The 25045-nt window shown below is 37.3% G+C and carries 21 protein-coding genes and 2 pseudogenes; 9 read left to right on the top strand and 14 right to left on the bottom strand.

Going from position 1 to position 25045, the window contains the following annotated elements:
* Positions 1-885: 885 nt before the first annotated feature.
* Positions 886-1398: pseudogene (locus tag ABH968_RS07860) on the bottom strand (Zn-binding domain-containing protein); the annotation flags it as partial.
* A gap of 301 nt (positions 1399-1699) precedes the next feature.
* On the opposite strand from ABH968_RS07860, the gene ABH968_RS07855 reads away from it, so the two are divergent.
* Both ABH968_RS07855 and ABH968_RS07850 read left to right on the top strand, forming a co-directional pair.
* The gene (locus ABH968_RS07855; protein WP_370043470.1) at positions 1700-1996 is read left to right on the top strand and encodes a hypothetical protein; all 297 of its coding nucleotides are present in this window, start codon (positions 1700-1702) and stop codon (positions 1994-1996) included.
* Between the two features lie 2 nt (positions 1997-1998).
* On the top strand, positions 1999-2250 hold the full coding sequence (locus tag ABH968_RS07850) for an SHOCT domain-containing protein (protein WP_370043659.1): 252 nt from the start codon (positions 1999-2001) through the stop codon (positions 2248-2250).
* On the opposite strand, the gene ABH968_RS07845 is transcribed toward ABH968_RS07850, so the two are convergent.
* Positions 2247-2447 carry a cold-shock protein gene (locus ABH968_RS07845; RefSeq protein WP_370043469.1) on the bottom strand — a complete coding sequence of 67 codons (201 nt, stop codon included), beginning with the start codon at positions 2445-2447 and terminating at the stop codon, positions 2247-2249. The two genes, ABH968_RS07850 and ABH968_RS07845, sit on opposite strands and share 4 nt — an antisense overlap.
* A 546-nt stretch (positions 2448-2993) precedes the next feature.
* Between ABH968_RS07845 and ABH968_RS07840 the strand changes: the two genes are divergently transcribed.
* A complete protein-coding gene (locus ABH968_RS07840) occupies positions 2994-3314 on the top strand; it encodes a hypothetical protein (RefSeq protein WP_370043467.1) in 321 nt (106 codons plus the stop codon).
* 594 nt (positions 3315-3908) lie between these two features.
* The gene (locus tag ABH968_RS07835) at positions 3909-4241 is read left to right on the top strand and encodes a hypothetical protein (RefSeq protein WP_370043465.1); all 333 of its coding nucleotides are present in this window, start codon (positions 3909-3911) and stop codon (positions 4239-4241) included.
* Between the two features lie 168 nt (positions 4242-4409).
* On the opposite strand, the pseudogene ABH968_RS07830 reads toward ABH968_RS07835, so the two are convergent.
* Positions 4410-4722 (bottom strand): annotated as a pseudogene (locus ABH968_RS07830) (IS3 family transposase); the annotation flags it as partial.
* Between ABH968_RS07830 and ABH968_RS07825 the strand changes: the two are divergent.
* Entirely contained in the window at positions 4710-5015 is a 306-nt protein-coding gene (locus tag ABH968_RS07825; protein WP_370043464.1) for a hypothetical protein, read from the top strand. The pseudogene ABH968_RS07830 and the gene ABH968_RS07825 overlap by 13 nt on opposite strands.
* Before the next feature lie 35 nt (positions 5016-5050).
* Here the strand turns inward: ABH968_RS07825 and ABH968_RS07820 are convergent, their stop codons facing one another.
* The 3 genes from ABH968_RS07820 to ABH968_RS07810 all read right to left on the bottom strand — a co-directional run bounded on the left by ABH968_RS07820 (position 5051) and on the right by ABH968_RS07810 (position 8576).
* The gene (locus tag ABH968_RS07820; protein ID WP_370043463.1) at positions 5051-7315 is read right to left on the bottom strand and encodes a DEAD/DEAH box helicase; all 2265 of its coding nucleotides are present in this window, start codon (positions 7313-7315) and stop codon (positions 5051-5053) included.
* Positions 7287-7673, bottom strand: coding sequence for a YppE family protein (locus ABH968_RS07815; RefSeq protein WP_370043462.1), 387 nt, complete (start codon positions 7671-7673; stop codon positions 7287-7289). The genes ABH968_RS07820 and ABH968_RS07815 overlap by 29 nt, the downstream gene beginning before the upstream one ends.
* Before the next feature lie 708 nt (positions 7674-8381).
* Positions 8382-8576, bottom strand: a complete 195-nt coding sequence (locus ABH968_RS07810) for an endonuclease (protein ID WP_370043460.1) — start codon at positions 8574-8576, stop codon at positions 8382-8384.
* A 427-nt stretch (positions 8577-9003) separates the two neighbouring features.
* Here ABH968_RS07810 and recU point away from each other — a divergent pair, with 427 nt between their 5' ends.
* Together recU and ABH968_RS07800 are read left to right on the top strand one after the other, a co-directional pair.
* Positions 9004-9654 carry a Holliday junction resolvase RecU gene (gene recU, locus ABH968_RS07805; protein ID WP_370043459.1) on the top strand — a complete coding sequence of 217 codons (651 nt, stop codon included), beginning with the start codon at positions 9004-9006 and terminating at the stop codon, positions 9652-9654.
* The gene (locus ABH968_RS07800) at positions 9651-12362 is read left to right on the top strand and encodes a PBP1A family penicillin-binding protein (protein WP_370043458.1); all 2712 of its coding nucleotides are present in this window, start codon (positions 9651-9653) and stop codon (positions 12360-12362) included. The genes recU and ABH968_RS07800 overlap by 4 nt, the downstream gene beginning before the upstream one ends.
* A 392-nt stretch (positions 12363-12754) precedes the next feature.
* Here the strand turns inward: ABH968_RS07800 and ABH968_RS07795 are convergent, their stop codons facing one another.
* From ABH968_RS07795 to ABH968_RS07770, 6 genes are all read right to left on the bottom strand, one after another.
* Complete coding sequence (locus ABH968_RS07795) at positions 12755-13069, bottom strand: YpoC family protein (RefSeq protein WP_370043457.1); 315 nt, start codon at positions 13067-13069, stop codon at positions 12755-12757.
* Positions 13066-13728 carry an endonuclease III gene (gene nth / locus ABH968_RS07790; RefSeq protein WP_370043456.1) on the bottom strand — a complete coding sequence of 221 codons (663 nt, stop codon included), beginning with the start codon at positions 13726-13728 and terminating at the stop codon, positions 13066-13068. The genes ABH968_RS07795 and nth overlap by 4 nt, the downstream gene beginning before the upstream one ends.
* A gap of 12 nt (positions 13729-13740) precedes the next feature.
* Entirely contained in the window at positions 13741-14469 is a 729-nt protein-coding gene (locus ABH968_RS07785) for a DnaD domain-containing protein (RefSeq protein WP_370043455.1), read from the bottom strand.
* A gap of 162 nt (positions 14470-14631) precedes the next feature.
* The gene (asnS, locus tag ABH968_RS07780; protein ID WP_370043454.1) at positions 14632-15927 is read right to left on the bottom strand and encodes an asparagine--tRNA ligase; all 1296 of its coding nucleotides are present in this window, start codon (positions 15925-15927) and stop codon (positions 14632-14634) included.
* A gap of 28 nt (positions 15928-15955) precedes the next feature.
* Entirely contained in the window at positions 15956-17149 is a 1194-nt protein-coding gene (locus ABH968_RS07775; RefSeq protein ID WP_370043453.1) for a pyridoxal phosphate-dependent aminotransferase, read from the bottom strand.
* A 16-nt stretch (positions 17150-17165) separates the two neighbouring features.
* Positions 17166-17648: a cell wall elongation regulator TseB-like domain-containing protein gene (locus ABH968_RS07770; protein ID WP_370043452.1), complete on the bottom strand. Its 483-nt coding sequence runs from the start codon at positions 17646-17648 to the stop codon at positions 17166-17168.
* Between the two features lie 574 nt (positions 17649-18222).
* On the opposite strand from ABH968_RS07770, the gene ABH968_RS07765 reads away from it, so the two are divergent.
* On the top strand, positions 18223-20340 hold the full coding sequence (locus ABH968_RS07765) for a multicopper oxidase family protein (protein WP_370043451.1): 2118 nt from the start codon (positions 18223-18225) through the stop codon (positions 20338-20340).
* A 90-nt stretch (positions 20341-20430) separates the two neighbouring features.
* Here the strand turns inward: ABH968_RS07765 and ABH968_RS07760 are convergent, their stop codons facing one another.
* Complete coding sequence (locus ABH968_RS07760; RefSeq protein WP_370043450.1) at positions 20431-23424, bottom strand: efflux RND transporter permease subunit; 2994 nt, start codon at positions 23422-23424, stop codon at positions 20431-20433.
* Between the two features lie 32 nt (positions 23425-23456).
* Complete coding sequence (locus ABH968_RS07755) at positions 23457-24227, bottom strand: helix-turn-helix domain-containing protein (protein WP_370043449.1); 771 nt, start codon at positions 24225-24227, stop codon at positions 23457-23459.
* 163 nt (positions 24228-24390) lie between these two features.
* Here ABH968_RS07755 and ABH968_RS07750 point away from each other — a divergent pair, with 163 nt between their 5' ends.
* Positions 24391-24768, top strand: coding sequence for a hypothetical protein (locus ABH968_RS07750; protein WP_370043448.1), 378 nt, complete (start codon positions 24391-24393; stop codon positions 24766-24768).
* Positions 24769-25045: the final 277 nt, after the last annotated feature.

Raw genomic sequence — 25045 nt, 5'->3', positions numbered from 1 at the left:
TTACTTCACCATTTTCTGCATGTAAGATTGCTAAAACTTATAGTACTTTTTTTGGTTCTTGTAAACTATCTTGATGGAAAGACTGAATCACAATCACAGCTAACTACATGCTACTGCCATTACCATCAGAGTGCTCATCCAAAAATTGTGAAATCCCCCGAATGAATAGTGGATAAAACACTTGTTATAACATGATTATCACACTTTCAAAATTAAGGATTATCCTTATTTTTTCACCACAAGTATAACCTATATTAATCATAGCGTATCTTTTAGCTTCTGCACAAAGAGAAGATGTGCTATTTTGGTTAAAATATAGAACTTGATAGCAAGGTGTTATATTGTTCACATGTGATAGGTTCAATAGGTTAAGATTAATTAACTATTTAAAATCGAATAAGAATATCCAAAAATAACAACGGAAGAATATACATAAAGAGTTGGCTAGTAATAACCGTAAAATGATTTATATAATAATGAAAAAAGGGCTTGTAGGAATAGTTTTTTAGACTTTTTCCTCTTGAAGCCCTCTGTGTATTCTAATATCAATTATGCCTCGGCATAATTGCGTCCGGAATCGGCTTTGTGCTTAGGCCTGCGTGAGGGCCGACACGATGTCGGTCATTTCGGTAATGCCACAGGACGTGGCGTTTTTACCGATGAAGGTCAGTTAGCCGTTATCGCATGGATGCGATGATTTTAGGCTAACATCCTCTAAGAACTCCTTTCCGATTCCGTGACATCCGCCGGAGGCTTTAGGCCAACATGAAGTTGGTCACTCAGTCATTGCCACAGGACGTGGCGTTCTTAGACTGAGTTCCTCTATTTCAGCGTATGTTTGGACACCCGCTAAAAAGTGACTTAAACCCGCATTCATCTCACCACCTATAGAGGTGGGAGACTTCTGTACCTGTCGCTACGCTTTCGGTACAAAAGACATTTGCTGAAAGAAGTTAAAATTTGAAGAAGTTCTATTACTTTTTTCTTCGCTTGCTGTAAGCTATCTTGAGCTCCTATACATGATGGACAGCCTGATTCACAAGCACAGCCCGTTACATGCTCCCTCGTCTTAGTTAATAAATCTTCCCATAAATCATATACCTTTTCACTTAATCCAATACCGCCAGGATACTTATCATAAACAAAAAATGTCGGTTGCTCATTATGAGTTGCCTTTACCTGTGGGACAACTGCTACATCGCTACTATCACATTGAATAAACAATGGTATGAACGCATTCATCGCATATGCAGCTCCTGTCATGGCGTCTGTTAATTCCGCCTCCGACCATTTTTCTAGCGCAGAGAATGATAGCCACGAAGAGCTTGTGTGCATTTCATCTGGTGGTAAATGAATCGGTCCAGAACCGATATTATCGTGTGTACCGAAGCGTATTTTATTTAACGTCAGTAAAACACCATATAAATACCGTTAAGTCACCACAGTTAGAATTAGCTCGATTACAGTTAAGGGCAACAAATTTCCACTCACTTATATAGTATATACGTATTAGGCGTATTAGACATATATTATATATGTTGAGACGATCGTATCTGCAACTACAGGCACAAAGAAACTAACGTATTTTTTATACGTACTCACTTTAGATAAAATAGAAAACATATTCGGCATCCCTGAAAAAGTAACCCCTCAAAAGAAAGTAAAAGGGCCAAAAGCTATTAAGCTAAACTTGACTGTCTTGAATGGAAAAGAACAGCTAAAGGAACGTGGTTATAATTACATTTTGAAGCAAACTGAACATGGTTATGTAGATATTGTGGTTGACAATAAAGCACCTGAAACTTTTAAGTTAGTTAAATGGGAACGTGTTGAAAACATCCAAAAGAGTGCTCTTGATATTGCTGGATGGACAATAATCAGAAGTAAATTCGGTAATGCTGGAACTATCACCGGTGCTATGGGAGTAAATACGGGGAAGGATAAATCAGTAGCAACTCTTTTTCTTAGCGAGAAAATGGAGATAAGGTACCTTTAGTTATTAAATGTGATAAGAAGGATCTTGAAAAGCTTTCACTTTTAATTGTTGCTGAAGAGGAAGAGACTACACAATCAACTGTCACTCCATCTTCCGTAACAGCAGTCCCTACTGATGATCTAATTAAGTTAAAAGAACTAATGGATGTTGGTGTTTTAACTCAAGAAGAATTTGAGGCTAAGAAAAAAACAACTATTAGGAATATAAAATGTAAAACCACTCAACTAAGAGTGGTTTTCTTCATTAAAAATTAAAGTTTTACGATGTTTGCAGCTTGTGGTCCACGTTGGCCATCTTCTACTGAGAATTCAACTTTTTGACCTTCTTCAAGTGATTTGAATCCGTCACCTTGGATAGCTGAGAAGTGAGCGAATACATCATTCCCGCCTTCCATTTCGATGAAACCAAAACCTTTGTCTGCGTTAAACCATTTCACTGTACCTTGTGCCATTTAAATGACCTCCATTAATTGTATTAAATAAAATCATACTACTTCAAAAGAAAAAAATTCACATATTACAAAAAGTATCAAACAAAACACGATTACTCTTTGTAATATGTGAATTCATTGTTCCCTTGCAAACGATTTTATTACATTAACTATATGTTAAAAAATCATATTTGTCTAGTGTAAAAGCGAACTTATTAACTATCAACTAAGCTAAATGACCTCCAACAAGTTTTTCACGTTGTTTAAGGGGCTGTTCCAGCATCAGTAAAAGACATAGCTCTTAAAAGCGAAGTCGGACCGAACTTAGCCCTAATGGCATCTACCGTATGCCCTAGAACTTGCCGTTTATCCTTTCGATCATCAAATATATCTAGTTGAATGCTTCGCTCAGGTTCTAGGTTAGTCAATCGAACTGATAATTAACGCGCTGGTTCCCTCTCAAAAATAAAATCAAACGTTTATTCGTGTTTATTTCACGCGCAAACGTTCGGTTCTGCAAGAGGTAAAATGCAATATGTACATAATTTTATAAAGGAGTAAGGCAACATGTATTCATTTTTAATTAATGATAAAGTATGTAATATTAACATCATTCCTTATGAAGACAAGTGCGGACTAAGAGACGATGGAACTTATTTAATTTGTTATAGAGGATGGAATGTCGATTTTCACTACGATGATAAAGAAATACTATACGCTGATATACCTGATTATGGTCCAGAATTAATAAGATTCGGAAACTCTCCATTTCTAATCTTCGGTAAAGATATAGAGATTGTAAAAGAATACTTACAAGAAAAACATGGGATAAGAGAATTCCAATATTATGACCCAGACAGAGATGAAGATTGTTATGTAAATTTTTAATCATAAATTAGAAAATGACCAAGACGACAATTAAGCTATCTTGGTCATTGGTTTATATGACTTGAAAATATTATAATTACAATATTCTAGTTTAACACACTGACAGTAAAATCAAATGCTCCTGCTCCGCCATTATTTGAAATAATCGATATCTTATATCCACCCATTGGGATATCATGTAGATCCCAAAATGCTGTATAAGTTTTAGATTCACCAGGTTTTTAAGTACCCTTATTCCATATTTCCCCTTTAGGATTATAAATTTTCCATGTGGAAGTCTTAGACCCTCTATTTGCTATGTTATATCTTACTTCATGATCATTTGTGGCAATAAGGAATTCATTTTTAAATTCCCCATTTATTAACGGCTGATTACTGTAACTAGCTACTAATGTTTTTACATACTTCCAAAATAACCAGGTACTCAAATTTTAATGAGTGCCTGGTTATTTTGCTGACTTAATAGTAATCTCTATAATCGTATTTAATGGAAATATATTTACAAAGATTAATTTAATTCGAGTTCTGGTCGATATTAGGATAAGCATGGTAAATACTTGAAAAATCAATTAACTAGAAAGGTGGAAATCTTTTATGATTACTACAAGAAATTCAACAACTATGCAATATTTAATGTCACGTAGATCCTATAAACAATATGGGTTGACTCAACAAAACAGTAACGAAATTAACCGCACTTCTAAAGAGAATCAAGTAAGATTAAACAATGTTAATAAAATTATCGAAGAAAGTAAAACAACTAAACTCTCTACTAAACAGATTGAAACACTTAAAAGTGCTGCTAAGGATGGTTTATTAGGCTCTAGTACTAATAAATTAGGACCATGGGGGAAACACAACCTCCAAAAATTTTTATCAAACTCTAAGTACAATTCAACATTAAATGCTTATCGAAATTCAATATAAAATTATTAAAATCAAAACACCCTTTAACACTAAAGTGTACCCTTTGTAAAGGACATTTCGAAAAAAAGCTAGGCAACTTTTTGAAGCTGCTGCCTGTATTTTGCAGGCGGCAGCTTTTTCAAGTTCCATTGCCCTCGATAATGTTTTATCTGCCAACTCATATGCTGCACGCTTTTGTGCTGATTTTTCTGTGAAATAATTATAGTAACCTGAACGAGAGACGCCCATGATTTCACATAGATAGCTTACTAAACGTTTTAGTTTATATTTTTGAATCGTTTTACTGATTAATTCAAACTTTAGTTCCGTTGCGATTGCTATCTCTTCTTTAACATCTGCCTTTCGAGTAGATCGAGCTTTTTTAAAAGTTCATTCTCCGCTTGTAATAATCGATTTTCGCTTCTAATCGTGCAATTTTTTCTTCTAAACTTATTTCCCGTTCTATTGGACGACCTGAATTCGTTTTACGTGTATCTTGTAGACCAGCTACTACAAGAATATCTGAATGAACACCCTGGAACTACACTGTACCGACTTTCCGAGATTATGCATTCAAATGTTTCGACGCTTGAATCAGATCAAAAACGTTTCAGGAAATTTAAAAATGTAGCTTTAGCAAAAGGCAGTAACGCACTGAGAACAGAAAGACTTAAGTTACTACGTTCGACGTTGAAAAAACACCCTAACGCTTCTGGCCGTCAACTAGAAGAGTTTACAGGTATTAACCGTAAGATGATTTATAAGTTAATCAAAGAAGAGGGCTTGATGGAATAGTGCTAGACTTTTCCCTCTCATGCCCTCTTTTATCTTTAATTTAAAATTCGAAGTAACTCTACTACTTTTTTCTTTGCTTGTTCCAAGCTATCCTGAGCCCCTATACATGATGGGCATCCTGATTCACAAGCACAGCCTGCTACATGCTCCAATGTCTTAGTTAATAAATCTTCCCATAAATCATATACCTTTTCACTTAAGCCGATGCCACCAGGGTACTTATCATAAACAAAAAATGTCGGTTGCTCATTATGAGTTGCCTTTAACTGTGGGACAACTGCTACATCGCTACTGTCACATTGAATGAATATTGGAATGAATGCGTTCATCGCATAAGCAGCTCCAGTCATGGCGTCCGTAAGCTCCGCCTCCGACCATTTCTCTAGCGCAGAGAATGATAGCCATGATGAATTTGTATGCATTTCATCTGGTGGTAATTGAATAGGGCCAGAACCGATATTATCGTGTGTACCAAAGCGTATTTTTTTAAATATCGTTGCCTGTGCGACTAAGCCAACATCACCGAAGCCAATAATACCACCTTTATAATCTCGGCTCCGATCTTCCTCTAGCACCTTCATCTCGACCGCTAAATTAGCGTCAGTATAGTAATCGACATCTACTTCTCGTACATACGCTTTCTTTTCGTCCCAATCTAGCTTTTCGACTTGAAATTGAATACCCTGATGCAAATAAATGGCCTCTTCATGTAGCAATGTCATCGCACTATGACGATCCATTTCACCAATAACCTTTGTTTGTGCAGGGACAGTCATATCAATAATAACAACATTTTCTTGTGAAGCAGAACGAAGACTAATATCATGTGCCGGAAAACGATCACTCATCCAATGCCACTTCTCACTCGTTTTAAACACAACGCCTTCCTCCGCTAAATATTCAAGTAACTCTTGAATTTCATATTCACCATACGTATCATGCGTGGAAAATGGTAACTCAAACGCTGCACATTTCAAATGATCCATTAAAATCAGCATATTTTCAGGATAAATACGCGCTTCCTCTGGAGCACTGCCAAGTAAAAAGAGTGGATGGTTCACTACGTATTGGTCAAGTGCTGCCGATTGCGCTACATAAATGATTAACGCCTCGTCCTGGCGACGGCCAGCACGACCTGCTTGCTGCCAAGCACTTGCGATATTTCCTGGGTACCCTGTCATGATACATGCTTGTAATTGGCCAATATCGACGCCTAATTCCAGTGCATTTGTACTAACCACTGTTTGAATAGTACCGTCACGAAGTCCTCGTTCAATAACACGTCGCTCAGAGGGTAAATAGCCACCACGATAACCTCGCACCGATTCATCTAAAAGCTTATTGCGTGTAAGTTCCTTTAAATACGTCACAATCATTTCTACTCGTACACGACTTTTAGCAAAAATAATGGTTTGAATACCTGCTGTATATAATCTTTTCGCGAGGTCACTCACCTCTAAAACCGCACTTCGACGCACGCCAAATGTTTTATGGACGATAGGTGGGTTATAAAAAAGAAATGTCTTTTTCCCAACTGGTGCTCCGGAATCGCTGATTAAGGCATGGCTTTCATTCGTTAGAGATTCCGCTAACTCTTTTGGATTTTTAATAGTTGCTGATGTACAAATAAAAATCGGCTTACTGCCATAAAACTCACAAATACGTTTTAACCTTCGAATAACATGCGCAACATGTGAACCGAACACACCTTTATATGTATGCAACTCATCAATGACGATATACTGCAAATTTTCAAATAGTGAAACCCATTTCGTATGATGTGGCAAAATCCCCGAATGAAGCATATCAGGGTTTGTCATCACAATATGCCCTGCCTTCCGAACCTTTTGGCGAATACCAGGGGCAGTATCCCCATCATACGTATAGCTTAAAATTTCCTCACCGCTTTGTTCGATTAATTCATTTAAATCATTTTTTTGATCCTGCGCTAAAGCTTTCGTTGGAAATAAATAAATAGCGCGTGAATTTTTATCTTCTAATATTTTTTGAAGTACCGGTAAATGGTAGCAATATGATTTTCCAGACGCTGTTGGTGTGACGGCAGTAAAAGAAACACCCTCCATTGCGTAATCAAACGCCTGACGTTGATGGGTATACAATTGTTCTATCCCTCTAGTTCGAAGAGCCTTTACAAGTGAAGGATGTAAATTTTCTGGGAAAGGTGCATATTTAGCTTCACGCCCTTCAAGCGTTTGCCAATGTAAAATGCGTTCCTTCAATTCCTCATCATATCTCCACTCGTTTAATAGTTCACTGATGGTCCTTTTTTTCGATAACATCTGTTTCTATCTCCTTCACTAGCCGTTCAAAAATTTTTAACGTATACGAAGTTGAATGATTCGCATCTAAAAAACGCTTTTTACTCGTTTCTTTATAAAAGGATTGCACAACAAATTGCTCCATCGATTCTACCGCTGAAGCAATTTGTTGTGTATGCATATATTTTGGTTGATTTTTTTGAATCCACTCATTCGCCTCTTGCTGCCATTCCTTTAAAAGCTGGTGAATGACATCAGCGTATGGCTTAACCTCAACAAAAAAGTCGGGCGTCCGATTCTCCTCACGCATTTGCCAGAAGCGTGAAACACATTTATCACATTCATCTATTAATTTGGAAGTTTGCTGTATTAACAACAATTTTGCACCTCTTCTCATCAATGAAGGTTCATCACCATAACGTAGGATTGACTCCGTTCCGTCTGTGCACTTTCCTGAGGGCGTCCGATAAGTCGCTCAGGAACAACAGGGGTTCTTCTGTGCGAAAACCTTAACCTATTACATGTCACACGTTTCAACACAACTTTTGGTGATGAACCTTAAAATTTTATCGTATTTAGGTTGAATCCATTCTTTAAATGAAGATTCATCTGCATTTACGTTAACGCATAGTATCATTTTAAGCTAATTTTCCGAACCTATTAACATTCGTTCTAAAAAAATAGTCTACAAAATTATTTATGTTATATGAGTAATTTTACTCCCAATGATGTATAAAAGCTTTATTTATGGTTCATCACCATAACTTGGGATTGATTTCCGTTTCGACTGTGCGAAAGTGCAACGACAGCGCACAGTGTTGGCCACAAAAGAATTATCACAGGAAGTGATGCTTTTAGCCTTCGTCCCACTACAGGCTCGTTCTCGGGTCTCGCCTGTGACTAAGGCGTTGCCCAGTCTTCACACCAATCAGACCATATAAATGGCATATCTTTCAAGAAAATGACATCCCTAGCTTTTGGTGATGAGTCCTATTCAAGGTACATCACTCAACATGGTAGATAATGTATGAAAAATACTCATATTGGGTTATTTAAATTGCATATGAGATAAGTGTACCAAAGTCTATCATTTTTCACTACTAATAGGCGAACAAGCATTCTTTACTTGCCAGTTCTTTTCTGCTAAGCTTACTTTCTGGCTAACAGCTTTGAGCTGCATAAAAAATTGCATGCTCTGTGCATTGTTTTCCAAAGACACTCTCGTTAACAGTAATTGATTGACCAGATCCAACTGCGCAACTAATTGTTTTAACTTGTTCAAAATAACGCCCCCTTTGCTTTAATTTATGTATTCCCCGCATGTATAAAATTACCTTCATGCGTGACAAAATAAGCGTAAGTTAGCTGAAAGAAGAAGTATTTCGATAAAATTTAATTGAACTAGTCTATTAAATTTCGTCCTCTACAAAATCGTCTATCAAGTAGAGTAGCTAACGTGGAGTACAGTTTTTTCTATAAATTTGCTTGGGGATTTCATCAGTTATTTTGACGATTCGCGTGAAAGAACTAGTTATATTACATGATATTTTTCGACTTTAAGAGGCGAAAATTGCCCAAAGACCGATTTTTCATTGGTAATTTCAACCATCGTAAATCTAGCATCAATCATACTATTAATGGAACTGGAGAACTGCTACTTAATCATGGTAAACTATTGTATAATAGCAGTATTATAGAGGGTGAACTAAGTGACAATTCGTTATCCGAACGGGAAATTGTATTCCCCTAATCCAACTGTTCAAAAAACAGCAAAAAAGGGAAAGGACAAGGATTTTTCTTTTAGTAATCGAGGAAAAACACTAGAAGATGAAATTAATGAAGCAAACGATTATTATGTAAAAAGGCGACTTGCTATCATTCATAAGAAACCTGTTCCCGTGCAAATCGTCAAAGTAGAGTACCCATCACGAAGTGCTGCAGTTATTCGTGAGGCTTATTTCCGAACACCCTCGACAACAGATTTCAATGGTGTTTGGAACGGGCATTATATTGATTTTGATGCAAAGGAAACTGCTTCAAAAACCAGTTTTCCCCTAAAGAATATTCACTTACATCAAATGACACATATGCAGCAAGTGACGGAACAAAATGGTGTGGCTTTTATTATCGTTCGTTTCTCAGCTTTTGAACGATATTTTATTGTGCCATACGATGTTTTACAAAAGGCCTGGCTAGCGATGGAAAACGGTGAACGTAAATCGATTCCCTTTTCAACTATAGAAAAGGAAGCTTTTGAAATTCCTACAAGCTATTATCCACGTATCGATTATTTACCGATTGTCCAAAAGCTAATTGAAGCAAAAAGCCACGGTTCTGAAAGTGAGGAGATAGTAGAATGACTGAACGTCGTCCGACACGCGGTGAGCATCAAAAGGCTCTCGCTCAAAAAAATAAAAAAAGCGATCCGAAACCATCGAAGAAAAAATGGTTCAAGCGCATTTCGTTAACACTTGTAGCTGTTGTAGCCGCATGTTTTATTGGAGGTGCTGGGTTATTCGCTTATTATGCAAGTTCCGCACCTGAACTAGATGAAAACTTACTGAAGGACCCCGTTTCCTCAGAGTTCTATGATAAAAACGGTGATTTATTTGCAACGATTGGTGCAGAAAACCGTAAATATGTAAAATATGAAGATATACCACAGGATATGATTAACGCTATCCTTGCAACGGAAGATGTACGCTTTTTTGAACACGGTGGTATGGATTTTTATCGTCTCGGTGGAGCCATACTTGCAAACTTCCGTGATGGCTTCGGGGCACAAGGGGCCTCGACATTAACACAACAAGTTGTTAAAAACTCATTTTTACAAAATGAGAAAAAATTAAAACGGAAGGCACAGGAAGCTTGGCTTTCCTTCAAATTAGAACGTAAATATACAAAAGAAGAAATTTTTGAAATGTACTTTAACAAAATGCTGATGTCAGGTCGTGTTTATGGCTTCGGTACAGCAGCCCAGTATTTCTATGGTAAAGAACTAAAAGATTTAACTTTAGATGAAGAAGCATTACTTGCAGGTTTAGTACAACGTCCAAATGCTTACAATCCATTGAAAAATCCTGAACTTGCAGAAAAACGTCGTAATACAGTTTTAGGATTAATGTATCAGCATGGTAAAATTACAAAAGCTCAGATGGAAGAAGCTAAGAAAGTAAACGTTCAAGCTGGCCTAGCTGACGATGCAACACGTCAAAAATTTTCTGGCTCTAAATACGATGCCTTCCTTGATGTCGTTATAAATGAGCTCGAGAAAAACGGTGATGGTAGTGCAATGGCTGAAGGAATTAAAGTCTATACAACACTTGATCCAAAAGCACAACAAATTGTTGAAAACATTATGAACGATGACAGTAACTTCCCAACAGAAAAAATCCAATCGGGTGTGTCTGTCGTTGATACGAAAACTGGTCAAATTCAAGCAATCGGTGGCGGACGCAATTACGGGGCTGAACGCGGTTGGAACTATGCATATGACTTAAAACATCAACCAGGTTCAACAATGAAACCATTACTAGATTATGGACCAGCAATCGAAAATTTAAAATGGTCAACAGGTCAAACACTTGTAGATGAACCTATGAACTACACAGGAACGAAACAAACCATTACAAACTGGGATAATAAATATATGGGTGCCATTACAGCACGTAAAGCTTTATATGCTTCACGTAACGTTCCAGCTGTTAAAGCATTACAAGAAGTTGGTATTGATAAGGCTAAAGAGTTTGTTGGTCGTTTAGGTATTAATGCTAAAAATGTTTATGAATCTGATGCGATCGGTGGTGGGGATATTACGATGTCTCCTACGCAAATGGCTGCTTCCTTTGCAGCATTTGGGAATAATGGTGTTTACACTGATCCTTATGCAATTACAAAAATCGTTTACCGTGACGGTAAAACAACAAAAGACTACACACCAGAGTCTAATGTAGCAATGAGCGATTATACAGCTTATATGGTGACAGATATGTTACGTGATGTTGTCGGCAATAAGCCGGATGCATCAGGTACTGCTGCCAATGTATCTGGATTAGATATCGCAGGTAAAACAGGTACAACAAACTACGCAGCTGCTGATTTTAGCAAGCATAATTTACCGGATACAAGTGTACCGGATTCATGGTTTGCTGGTTACACTACAAACTATTCAATCGCTATTTGGAGTGGTTATGAAGAACACTTTGATCCAATCACAACTTGGGATGAGCGTCGTTTACCACAACATTTATTTAAACAAATTATGAAAGAGATTTCGGCGAACGTTGAAACACCACGTTTCAAAAAACCAAACTCAGTTGTGGAAGCTACAATTGAAGCAGGCACAAAGCCACTTAAATTAGCAAGTAATTTTACTCCAAGTGAGAAACGTCGAACAGAGCTATTTGTACGTGGTACAGAGCCTAATGAAGTTTCAGATGAATACGCAATGCCAGAACTTTCAACACCTTACAATGTAAGTGCAAGCCTTGATTTAGAAGGTCAATCAATCAATATTTCTTGGGAGCATGATGCAATGCTTAATCCGGAAACAAATGAACCGCTACCAACTACATTCGAGGTATCCGCTAAAAAAGAAGGTGGAGAGACTATTTCTCTTGGTAAATCGGAAAGCAAAGGCTTAACAATTAGCAACAAACAACTGGAAGATGGCAAATACACGATTTCTGTCGTAGCAGTTGTAGATGGTACACGTAGTAAACCAGGGACAACTTCCTTCCAAGTAACAGGTACGACTGATGAAGATAAAGAGCCAGATACTCCGGATCAGCCTGATGTTGAGGAACCAACGGCACCTGATCAAAATGGCAATAACGGAGACAACGGTAACGAAAATGGTAACAATGGCAACAGTGGTAATAACGGCAACAGTGGCAACAATGGCAACAATGGCAACAATGGCAATGGTAATGCTGGGAATGGTAACAACGGCAATACAGGAAATAACGGTACCCCCCCAGGTAACAATGGCAACAATAATGGTAGCAAGCCACCAACAACGCCAACTGAACCAACCGCACCGGATGATGGTACCGGTAGTACTGAATAAAAAAAGCAGAGTAGCGTAACGCTACTCTGCTTTTTTGTGTTGAAGAACTATATGTCAATGAAATTAAAGTGTCATATTAAATCTTCTGCAAAACGAGGGGGTGATTTCCGTTCCGATGTTCATTTTTATAGGAATACTTTGAAGATTTATCGGAACATAATCTGATTTTATCGGAACAATTTTAACTTTTATCGGAATATTATCTCGTTTTATCGGAACAACTTCAGTTTCTATCAAAAAAAGACGACTTGATCACTATGGAGTGAGTCGTCTAGAGATTTTACAACCCCAAAAATTTAGGAGCGCGTTATCAGATTTCATTGCCCATTCTAATTTTCAACGCTACTCTGCTTTTTTATGTCTTTCAATTTGCTGAGTCTATCCGTTCTGTATTACTTTTTTGCAGTCTGCAACCGTAACCGTGCTGCACGTTTTTTTGTTTCCTTAAATAATTCATCGAGCTGACGATAACAGGCATATTGACCAGGCTTTGCTTTTATAAAGGTTAATCGTTCAATACCGTTGATGGGCAACACTTCATCGCCTGCTTCTTGCACTAAGCGGTCAAACAATAAAGTGGCCATTTCCATCAATCCTTTTGCTTCACCATTCCTTGCATCATGAGCTGCATGAATTTTGCCTTCTAGTTCTGTCCACTCTGCAAACCAAGCATCTATTTTTTCCTTCGCAATTGCCTCTACATTCACGCTTCCTTCACCAGCCCTTTTTTTAAACGCTTCTGTCCTTCTCTACAATCATCAAGTAAAGGGCATGTGTGACAGTTAGGGTTTTGAGATTTACAATGATAACGACCGAAGAAAATTAACTGATGATGTGTTTTCGACCACTTGTCCATCGGTGTTTTTTTCATAATTGTTTCTTCGACTTCTAGCACTGTATCCTTCCAGCGACAAAGCCCTAATCGTTTAGACACGCGCTCTACATGTGTATCCACTGCAAGTGCAGGAATATCAAAAGCTACAGACAACACGACATTAGCCGTCTTACGACCAACACCGGGCAATGTGACTAGTGCTTCTCGGCTTGCTGGTATTTCACCGTCATACTCTTCTAGTAGTCGTTGACATAATGCTTGAATATTCTTCGCCTTATTTCGATACAAGCCGATGGAACGAATATCCTGTTGCAGTTCCTCTAGGGATACAGCTAAATAATCTTCTGGCTTTTTATATTTTTGAAACAATGTTTTCGTTACTTTGTTTACAAGTACATCCGTACACTGTGCCGATAATAACGTAGCAATAGTCAGCTCAAACGGATTGTCATGCACTAGCTCACAATGTGCATCAGGAAACATACGATCCATTTCCGCTAGACAATGCTCCCATTGTGTTTTTGTTAACATATCGGAAGCCCCCTATTCTCTTTCTTCTAACCAATTATAAAATGGTACTTTATTTGTCGACTGCGTTTCTTGCTGCATTGTACGGACTGGTGGTCTGTTAAATGTTTGTTTTTCACGGAACTGCTCGCTTTGCTTCTGTGCAGCCTTTGGTGTCGTAATATTTTTCTTTTTCCACTCTAATAATATTCGATCAATATAACGAATACTTAGCTTGTCAGCAAACACAGCCTCTTTAAGCGCCTCCTTAATAAGCGCTGGACTGTGCTTATCCTCATCTAGCCAAGACCCGATTTTTTCTAGCTCTAAAGGAGATAAAAGACGCCCCATTTCCTCTTCAAATAACCGGAAAATTTCACCCTCTTCTTGTCGAAGTGATGCTGCTGATTTTTGATGTTCCTTCATTTCAATCATCTGCATAATGCGCTCCCAAAGTGGATACACCGAATATTTTTCACATAATTTGCCACTTGCATCAACGTCGCTTGTTATTTCAAGGAAACCTTTTTGCATTAATCGCTGTAGACGTGAAGTAATGTCATTGCCAGGCATTGTGAGACGACTCATCAAATCATTAGGCGTTGGAAAATCATTACCCTCCATATGGAACGCAAGTAAATGCATAACAATAAGTGCCTCATCATCCTCAATATTTAACTCCTTATAAAACTGAAAAAAAAGCTGAGGAATTTGAATCATTCTCTGCTCAGTCCATGTACGGAGTCGATTGTTATTTGTGCTCATATTATACTTGACTCCTTTTTCCATCGTAAGTAGAAAAGCCGCGTAGACATATAACTACGCGACTTTTAATTTTAACTGCTTTAACGGGCAGTAATTTATCTGTACCGAAAGCGAAGCGTCAGGTACAAGTCTCCCGCTTCAACTTTCAGCGAGAATTGTTGCTTATGGATATAAGCGGTTTAGTAAACGTGGGAATGGAATCGTTTCACGGATATGCTCCGTGCCAGAAATCCATGCCACTGTACGCTCCAATCCTAGACCGAAGCCTGAATGTGGTACAGAGCCTTGTTTACGTAGCTCTAAATACCATGCATAAGCATCTAAAGATAAATGATGTTCTTCAAGACGAGATTTTAATAAATCAAAGTCATGGATACGCTCAGAACCACCAATTATTTCACCATAACCTTCTGGTGCAATTAAATCTGCACATAATACTACATCATCGCGGTCAGGATGTGGTTGCATGTAGAACGGCTTAATGCCTACTGGGTAGCAAGTGATGAATACAGGTTTGTCATATGAATTAGCAATTGCTGTTTCATGTGGTGCACCGAAATCATCGCCCCATTCAATATCGTCAAATCCTTGTTCATGTAATAATTTAATGGCATCGTCATAAGAAATACGAGGGAATGGTGCTTTAATATTTTCAAGTTTAGATGTATCACGGCCAAGACGCTCTAAATCTAATTTGCAATTTGCCAGCACTGATTGCACAATATGCTCCACGTATTGTTCTTGCACTTCTAGGTTTTCTTCAAATTCAACAAACGCCATTTCCAGCTCAATCATCCAAAACTCGATTAAGTGACGGCGTGTTTTAGATTTTTCAGCACGGAATGTTGGGCCGAATGAGAACACTTTACCTAAAGCCATCGCAGCTGCTTCCAAGTAAAGCTGACCAGATTGAGAAAGGAAAGCATCTTCATCAAAATATTTTGTATGGAATAGCTCAGAAGTACCTTCAGGAGATGATCCAGTTAAAATTGGCGGGTCCATTTTTGTAAAGCCAGTGTTGTTAAGAAACTCATAAGTTGCACGAATAATTTCGTTACGGATTTTCATGATCGCATGTTGCTTACGAGAACGCAGCCATAAGTGACGGTTATCCATTAAAAACTCAGGACCGTGTTCTTTTGGCGTAATCGGAAAATCAGTTGCAGCATGTAGTACCTCAATACCAGTTACAACAAGCTCACAGCCAAAGCTTGAACGCTCATCTGCTTTTACCTCTCCTGTAATGTACATAGAAGTTTCTTGGGACATACCTTTTGCAATGGCAAAAATTTCTTCCCCTACTTCTTCTTTTACAACAACGCCCTGTACAAAGCCAGAACCATCACGTAATTGTAAGAAGGCAATTTTACCACTTGATCGTTTGTTCGCTAGCCAAGCACCTAGCTTGACGGTTTCACCGATATGCTTTGGCATATCTTGAATCATAATTTTTTTCATAGAAATCCTCCAAAGTTGGTTAAAAGGATTAGTCTTGCCATTTTGATTTTACAAATGTATCAATTCGACGGACTGCCTCTTCTAATAAGTCTAAAGATGTAGCATAAGATAATCGCATTGTAGTTGGTGCACCAAAGCCAGAACCTGGAATCACTGCTACGTTTGCTTCTGTTAAAATATCCGCAGCGAATGCATCTACTGAATCATAGCCAGTATGAGCCATAGCTTCTGCTACATCTGGTAATAAGTAGAATGCACCCTGAGGTTTTAAAACATTGAAGCCAGGAATTGCACTTACCTGTGGGTAAATTTTTTCAAGACGAGATTCGAATGCTTGACGCATTTCTTCTACAGCGTCTTGTGGTCCATTATACGCTTCCACTGTTGCATATTGTGCAGTTGTTGTTGCGTTTGATGTAGAGTGTGATGCAAGGTCAGTCATTGATTTAATAATGTCTGCATCCCCTGCAGCATACCCGATACGCCAGCCTGTCATAGAGTGAGATTTTGCAACACCATTTACAACGATTGTACGTGCTTTCACTGCATCAGATAACTGTGCAATTGAAAAATGCTCAATACCATTGTATACAAGCTTCTCATAAATTTCATCTGACACGATTAAAATATCTTTTTCTTCTGCAACCGCAGCAATTTCAGCAAGCTCTTCACGAGAATAAATCATACCTGATGGGTTGCTAGGAGAGTTAATAATAACTGCTTTTGTTTTATCTGTCACAGCAGCTCTTAATTGATCCGCAGTAATTTTATAGCCTTGCTCACGTGTGCCTTCTACATAAACAGGTACTCCGCCCGCTAATTTTACTTGCTCAGGATAAGATACCCAATAAGGAATCGGAATAATAACTTCATCGCCCTCGTTTAAAATAACTTGGAATAAAGTATAAAGAATATGTTTTGCTCCAACACCTACAATTACTTCATTCGGCTTGTATGTAAGATTGTTGTCGCGTTGAAGTTTATCGATAATCGCTTTCTTAAGTACAGGAAGACCGCCAGCAGGTGTATATTTTGTTAAACCTTTTTCCATTGAGTCAATGGCAGCGTTTAAAATATTTTGTGGCGTGTTGAAGTCTGGCTCACCAGCACCTAGACCAATAACATCAATACCTTGCTCTTTTAATGCCTTTGCTTTCGCAGTAATCGCTAAAGTTGAAGAAGGTGTTAAAGTTTTTACACGGTTTGCTAATAAATTTTTCATACGGGATCTACTCCTCTTATAAATTCGTAATGCGCTTCCACCAGTCGCCGTCCTTAAACATAATATAGACATAGTTGAGCTTATCGTGATCGTTTAGGTATGTAATTTCCCAAACAGCACCTGGCTCCTCATAGCCTAATTTGATATTGAGGACTTTTTGTACATTGCCTTCTTTTTTTAAAACCGATAATGCCTGCTTTTCCGTAATACCATCTTTTAAAAGTACTTCCTTAATTGAATCAGCTTCTAGATTCGTCGGAACAAAGACAGCTTTTTTATCACCATATTCATCTACCCCGAACACAGTGACATACGAATGTTTGCCATTATATGTGTAAGACTCCGAAACAATTGCGAGGGCTTTGGCATCGAGTGCCAACTGTTCAGCCTGCTCTTCAATTGAACGGAATGGAGCCTCGGCTTTCCAGAGTACTAAAATACTAATGACAAGTGACAATGAGACCATAAAGACAGAAATGAAAATCAACCAGTTTTTCATATATTCACCTTATGTTTCACATCTAGCGTATTCTTTAACACGAACGCCTGATGCTTTTGCATGTCTATAACTGCGTATACATTCATTTTGCTTTCCATTTTTGTCAACCTGCTTTCTTTCCTCATACCACAACATTATACAACAATTTTGTGCTGTCGTGTCTCTTAATTTCATATATTGTACGTTGATAGAATAACGTTTTCAAATGATTCGAGTAGTAATTTTTTTCTTTTTGGTTCAGCCCTTAAAAATGTTAACCCTTTCAATGTAAAAATCCCTATTCACAATTGCGAATAGGAAGTAAAATTTCCGCTAAAAACTAACGATAATTCACATATAATACAGTTCGTACGACTGTCCTGGTTTGCCCGGTACCACCAACAATCTACTTGCTCAATTTGTAATTGCTCAAACACCCCTGTTTTGCTTTGAATATCGAACTCCTGCATGTGATTAAATGTCGATATTTTTTATTCGCACAATTTTCTCCATTATTGTCCTTGTTGCCCAGTGTTTTTACCCATATGATGAGGTAATTAGCAATTTTTAAGAATTGAAAAAGGGACGTGATGTTTTGACTAAAGAAGTTAATCCTACAGATCCAGCAACAATACCAAAATTTGTGGATGAGCTGCCAAAACCGGTTACCGCTAAACCTAAATACTATAAGGGCCAACAGAGAAAAGATTATTATGAACTTAAAATGATGCAAGCAGAGCATTGTTTCCATAAAGATTTCCCAACATCAATCATTTGGGGCTATAACGGGCTTTATCCCGGACCGACAATTGAAGCTACAAAAGACAAAAGCATTTATGTTAGATATACAAACCAATTGCCCTTAAAGCACTTCTTACCCGTCGATTTTACACTTCATGCAGCAAACGATTCAAAGGAAGTAAGAACTGTTACACATTTACATGGCGCAAATGTAGATTGGGAAAGTGACGGCCACCCCGAGGCATGGTATACAAGAGATTATGCGCAAACAGGTCCAAAATTCAGTAAAGAAATACATGAATATACCAATCATCAACCCGGCACTACACTGTGGTATCATGATCATGCAATGGCGCTAACTCGTTTAAATGTGTATGCGGGATTAGCCGGTTTTTATTTGCTTCGGGATACACTTGAGGAGCGTTCTAACCTACCTTGTGGACACTATGAGTACCCTATCTTAATTCAAGATAAATCGTTTAATGAAGACGGCTCTCTTTTCTATCCTGATGAACCACCATTCCCAGTTCCCGTACACCCCTCTATTACACCTGGCTTTGTTGGTAATACCATCGTTGTAAACGGGAAGGTCTGGCCTTATTTAAATGTCGAACCTCGTAAATATAGATTTCGTTTTCTTAATGGCTCCAATAGAAGAGGTTATGTCATTAGCCTTTCAAATGGTGAGCCTATGATACAAATTGGAACAGACGGGGGCTTTTTAACGGCTCCTCAAGAAATTCAATCTGTAGCGTTATTGCCGGCAGAACGAACAGATATCATTGTCGATTTTTCAAAATATGAAGGTCAGGAAATAACGTTAGTCAATTCTGATGAAGATTTCATAGATGAACATACAAGAGAAATCATGCAGTTTAAAGTGTGTCTTTCTCTAAAGTGTGAGGACACTAGTGAAATACCTGAAAGGCTTGCAGTATCAATGGATTTACATTCACACGATGCACATATCGAGAGACATTTACCATTAACGGCTACGACAGATGATTTTGGTCGGCCAATGTTATTATTAAATAATCGTATGTATCATGACCCTGCTACTGAAAAGCCTGCACTTGATAGCATAGAAATATGGAATTTTATGAATGCCACACAGTTTGATCACCCTATTCATCTACATTTAATTCAATTTAAAATACTAGAACGGCGCCCTTTCGATATGGAGCTATATCAAAATGAAGGTAGACTGGAATTTACAGGTCCCCCTGAAAAACCACATAACTATGAGCAGGGTTGGAAGGATACTGTAAAAGCAGAAGCAGGGAAAGTTACGAAAATTATTATGCATTGGAAAGATCATGTCGGCCATTATATGTGGCATTGTCATTTCCTAGAACATGAAGATCATGACATGATGCGACCAATACTCGTCATGAAGGATGTTCACCCCGTGCAAGAGCCACATGCTGAAATCCAGCACCAGGAAATAGAGCATTCGCCAGAACAGCATAACGAAGACCCGACTATTGTTATGGGCAATAATGAGCATACTGTACCACTCTTGAACAATACTCAATACATCACTACAACAGAAGAAAAAATAGAATATTCTCATGCTTCACCCTTACAAACAGCTAAATTAGAAGAAGCAATAGACTACATTCCGCAAACTATTCCCCTCTTAACTAGTACTCAAAACATTACTCACTCTACTGAAACAACTTATTTAGAAGACGAAATAGACTATAATCCGCAAACTATTCCTCTCTTAACTAGTACCCAAAACATTACTCGCTCTCCTGATACAGCTTATTTAGAAGACAATGTGGAATATAATCAGCTATCTGCACCGCTCTTGAACAATACTCAAAATATCACTTTTTCAAAAGTAGAACTCCCGGAACACCAAATTGTTCGTTCCGATATTGAAAGCATTCCTCAACCAATCTTCCCGTCTACTGAGTTTCAATCTCGACAAAGAATACCTGCGAGGCGTCGGAGAAGATGGTACTAATATTACAAATATAAAACCACCTTTTAAATGAACTGCCCCGTAAAAGTTAGATACAAAATCTAATTATTACGGGGTGGTTTTTATAATTTTTTAATTCTTTTTAAATAGACTATAAAGAATAGGGACGATAAATAATGTTAAAAAAGTAGAAGTAGATAGTCCACCTATAACTACAACAGAAAGAGACTTTGATATCATCCCAGTTTCATTCGAAATAGCCATTGGGATTAATGCGCCCATTGTGGCAATAGCAGTCATCAAAATCGGACGAATACGTACGACCCCTGCTTCAATTAAAGCTTTTTGCTTGGGCATTCCACATCTTTCAAACTGCTTCACCTTATCAACTAGAACGATAGCATTCGTTACGACAATTCCATTTAACATGAGTAAACCGATCATTGCTGGCATACCGATTGGTTCCTTCATTATATAAAGTCCAATTAATGCACCAATAATAGAAAATGGAATAGCGAACAAAATAACAAACGGTGCTTTTCCTTCTTTGAAGGTAAAAACCATAGTCAAATAAACTAAGAAAACACTAATTCCAATGGCAATCGACAAATCTTTGAAACCATCATCCATTGAAGCAGATACACCTTCCTTATAATAGCTAATATTTTCAGGAAGTCGTAAATTATTAATTACTTTATCTGCTTGAGCAGTCACATCTCCTACTTTTTCATCAGTGATAGTTCCATACACCATGATATATTCATTGCCATTTAAATGAGTAATTGAAGTTATATTATTAACCCTCTTTAGCTCTCCCAATTCATGAAGAAAGACAGGCATTCCCATTGCATTACTGATTTGAAGCTGTCCTAAATCTTTAAGAGATGTAACCTCACCCATTTTCAATCCTAGGTTCACTTCTCTCGTTTCCTCTTCAACTCTCATGGTCGTTACTACATCCCGATTAATGAGTGTTCGAAGACTTTGTGCAACTATAGCTGGAGTGATTCCTTTTTCAGCAAGTTTTTTATCATCCAAATCGAAAACGATTTCAGGTACTTCTCCTTCTAAAGATGTTGTCACATCCTCCATTCCTTGTACTTCTTTTAAAGCAGCTGTAATCTGCTCACTTGCTTTTTTTATATCCTCATAATTCGCTCCATTTACAACTAGTGTGTATCTGCTTTCTGCCCCTCCTATAATTCCACCAGTACCCGAGACTGTCATTTCTTCTGGTTCAGTGATCGTTGTTAATTGTAGTCGCACGTCATTTACATATTCGTTCAAATTTCCAACAGAATCATTGACAACGAACGCAATCGTCGCACTTTCAGAGTGTCCGTCAATATTAGTATTTATAAGGTTGATGTCCTTTCGTTCTAATAATATATTTTCTACTCTACTTACGACATCAGCTGTTTTCTTTAAAGCAGTTCCTTTTGCCATTGTCATTTCAATCTTGAAATCATTCACTTTCTCTTGTGGCAGGAAGGTTGTCCCTAACCTCGGTGCAATAATGCCAATAGAACCTATCAAAATTAATAATGCCACGGTTAAAGTAACTAAACGATGGTGTAAAACCCAAGTCAAACTGTTGCGATACCAAGTTTGAAGTCTATTTTCATGTGATTCTTTAGGAGTAATTTTTAATAAAAAGATCTTCGATAATATTGGAACAATAGTTACTGCAACAATTAATGAAATCAACAATGAAATAACAATGGTCCATGCAAGTGGCTTAAAAAAACCTCCTACAATTCCTGGCACAAAGGCAAGTGGTAAAAAAACAGCAACAGTTGTTATCGTTGAGGAAGTAATCGCAGATGCTACTTCACTTGTAGCCTGCTCTATTAATTCTACATTTCTTTCTTTTGAAGCTCTTACTCTTCTAAATATATTTTCAATGACGACAATTGAATCATCTACCACTCGTCCCACTGCTACTGCAATACCAGCCAGTGTCATAATATTTAATGTATATCCCATTGCTTTCAACAAAAGAAAAGATGCAAAAATTGAGACAGGGATGGAAATGACGGCAATAATAGTTGAACGAATATTTTTTAAAAATAATAAGGTGATGATGATTGTCATTAATGCCCCTAAAAATACTTCACGTAACATAGAATGGACCGATTGATTAATTTCGATGGATTGATCACGTAAGATTTCGACTTTATAACCTTCGGGAATAGCTAAATTATTTATTTCTTTTTTCACTTGATCAACAATTGCTACTGCATTAGCACCACCTTCAGGAATAATACTGAAACTTACACCCTGTTTTCCGTTAATGCGTGTCATATTGTTTGTGTATTCACTTTCATATGAAACTTCAGCAATTCCGCCTAAATTCGTGGTTGTAATATTTTGCGAATTTTCTTCTTTAGTAAAAAGCTTTATGTCTTTAATTTCCTCAATAGATTTTAGCTCGCTATTTATTCGCACTGGCAATACTTCATTTGAAATGGAGATGTCTCCAGTCGGCATCGAAAGATTATTTGCCAAAATAGCTTCTCGAACATCGTTTAAAGTAATTCCACTTGCCATCAATTGATGTGGCAGGAGTCGAATAGAAACAAACTTTTCAGTTGTTCCACTGATTTCTATATCACTTATACCTTCTATTTCAGAAAGTTGTGGAATTATAGTATTCTTTACAAAGGTTTGAACTTCGTCATTTTTTTCTGTAGCATATATACCCATTGAGAAAATTATTGGGTTTCCACCAGGTTTAGTTAATTCATACCTCGGTTCCCCTGCAAATTTAGGCAACTGTAATTTATCTAAACTTCTCCTTACGAGCTGCTCTGCTTCCTTCATATCCATTGCCATTTCAAATTCAATAGTTGAATATACGGCATTGGCGACACCGTTTGTATATACATTTTTTCTCCCCTCCAGTTTCATAAATTCCCTTTCCATTTGCTCCCCTATATCATTCATCGCTTGTTCGGGTGAGGCACCTTGATAAGGAATAACTACTGTTAAATATGGAATATCAATATTCGGATATTTCTCACTATGCAATGTTTGTAATGAATAAATTCCTCCAACAATAATCAGAGGTATTACTAATATCATTGTTAAAGCATTTTTCATACTAAAGCGGATGAATCGTTTCATATTGCCCCTCCCTCAAACTATCCCCAGTCCTTTTATCCCTGTTCAATCTGCATTACAGGTAACAATAAATCTAGTTGAGTAAAATCATCACCTCGATACCACTCAAGAATGGAGCGTGACGGCACCCATTTATGTTGAAGCGCGTATTGAAGTAATTTTATGTATCCGTCCTTGATCGTTGACATTTGTTCTTTAAATGGTAATGCCAGACATATACAAGAAGGCATATGTTCAATAAATTCACTATCAGCTATATCATTTATGTTTGTATTTGCTGGAACACCAAAGCCGATTTGAGCTTTGATTACATCTTGGCCTGATAAATAATTCAAATAATAACTTTTAATGCTAATATTTAATTGTTTTAATTCGCTTGCTCTGTTTTCAAAATGGGCTCCAAATTTACCCGTTGTAGATTGAGCTGTATACCAAATAATTTTTTCATCATTTTTATCAATCAAATAGATATCATCTCGAATGGAATTACTTTCTAAGTAACGTAAGCTAATATCCAACAGATTTCGTTTTTGTTTCATATTTTGAATCCATACTTTCATCATTTCTTGGCGAGTCGTTTCATCCTGCTCGTGTAAATAATTTTGAATTTCATGAATAGATACATCTGCTAATCGCAAAGTGGATATTAACTTTACTGTTGCAATTTGACTATCCGAATACACCCGATAGCCATTTGAACTTCTTTCCTCCGGTAACAGTAAATTTTTGGTTTCATAAAAGCGTAATGTACTTTTGGCTATACCTGTTCTTTCAGAGAACTCTTGAATTGTCATATATTTTTTCAAATCATCACACCTCTCTTAATTTCAATGTAAACCTTCAACTAACTTGAAGGTCAAGAATTATTTACCATATCAATGAATTATCAGGTGTGTTGATTAACCATTTTTATCTATTTAAATTAATTAGAAGACACTGATTTCCGCTAAAAGACGTTTATTACGCAAGTTGGATAGAAGTCGTAGAAGTACCAATCCTAACAATTTCAAAAAGGATGGTACTATAAAACATGGCGTCAAACTCCGTTGGACATATAGTAAAAACTATCAAAAAACAAAAAAACAAATAAAAGAATTATATAGAAAGAAAGCTTCCTACATCAAAGAAAAACATGGTGCGTTAGCAAATAAAATCTTGTCTCTTGGCGATGAGGTGTACATCGAAACCATGCATTTTAAAGGATTGGCAAAACGTACAAAAGAAACCAAAACAAATATACAGGGCAAAATCCAATCCAAAAAGCGTTTTGGAAAAAGCATTGGGAATCATGCCCCTGCCATGCTAGTGGAAATCATCCATCAAAAAACTTATTCGCAGTTTGCTTAGTTGTACCATTAGTATGAGTAGACAAGCTGATTAAAAAGGATCCAACATACAGTTTAAAGAAGGCGACTCGCTCAACATTTTATCATCTGAGGAATTTACATTAATTTCACTGTATAATCTAAAATGCCCTTCTTCATTAGACCGACTGTCGGTTTATAATATTGTATGATATTTCTCCAAAAAAGGAACTTGTTTGAACTTCCACTAAAAAATTTAGAATAGATCGAATTTATCTCAATCACAATCATCATCTCTTACCCATTTCATATTCAGTTCA

Source organism: Lysinibacillus sp. RC79 (genome assembly GCF_041262405.1).
In the GTDB taxonomy this organism is placed as follows: domain Bacteria; phylum Bacillota; class Bacilli; order Bacillales_A; family Planococcaceae; genus Lysinibacillus.
This window is presented reverse-complemented; position numbering and strand designations above follow the sequence as displayed.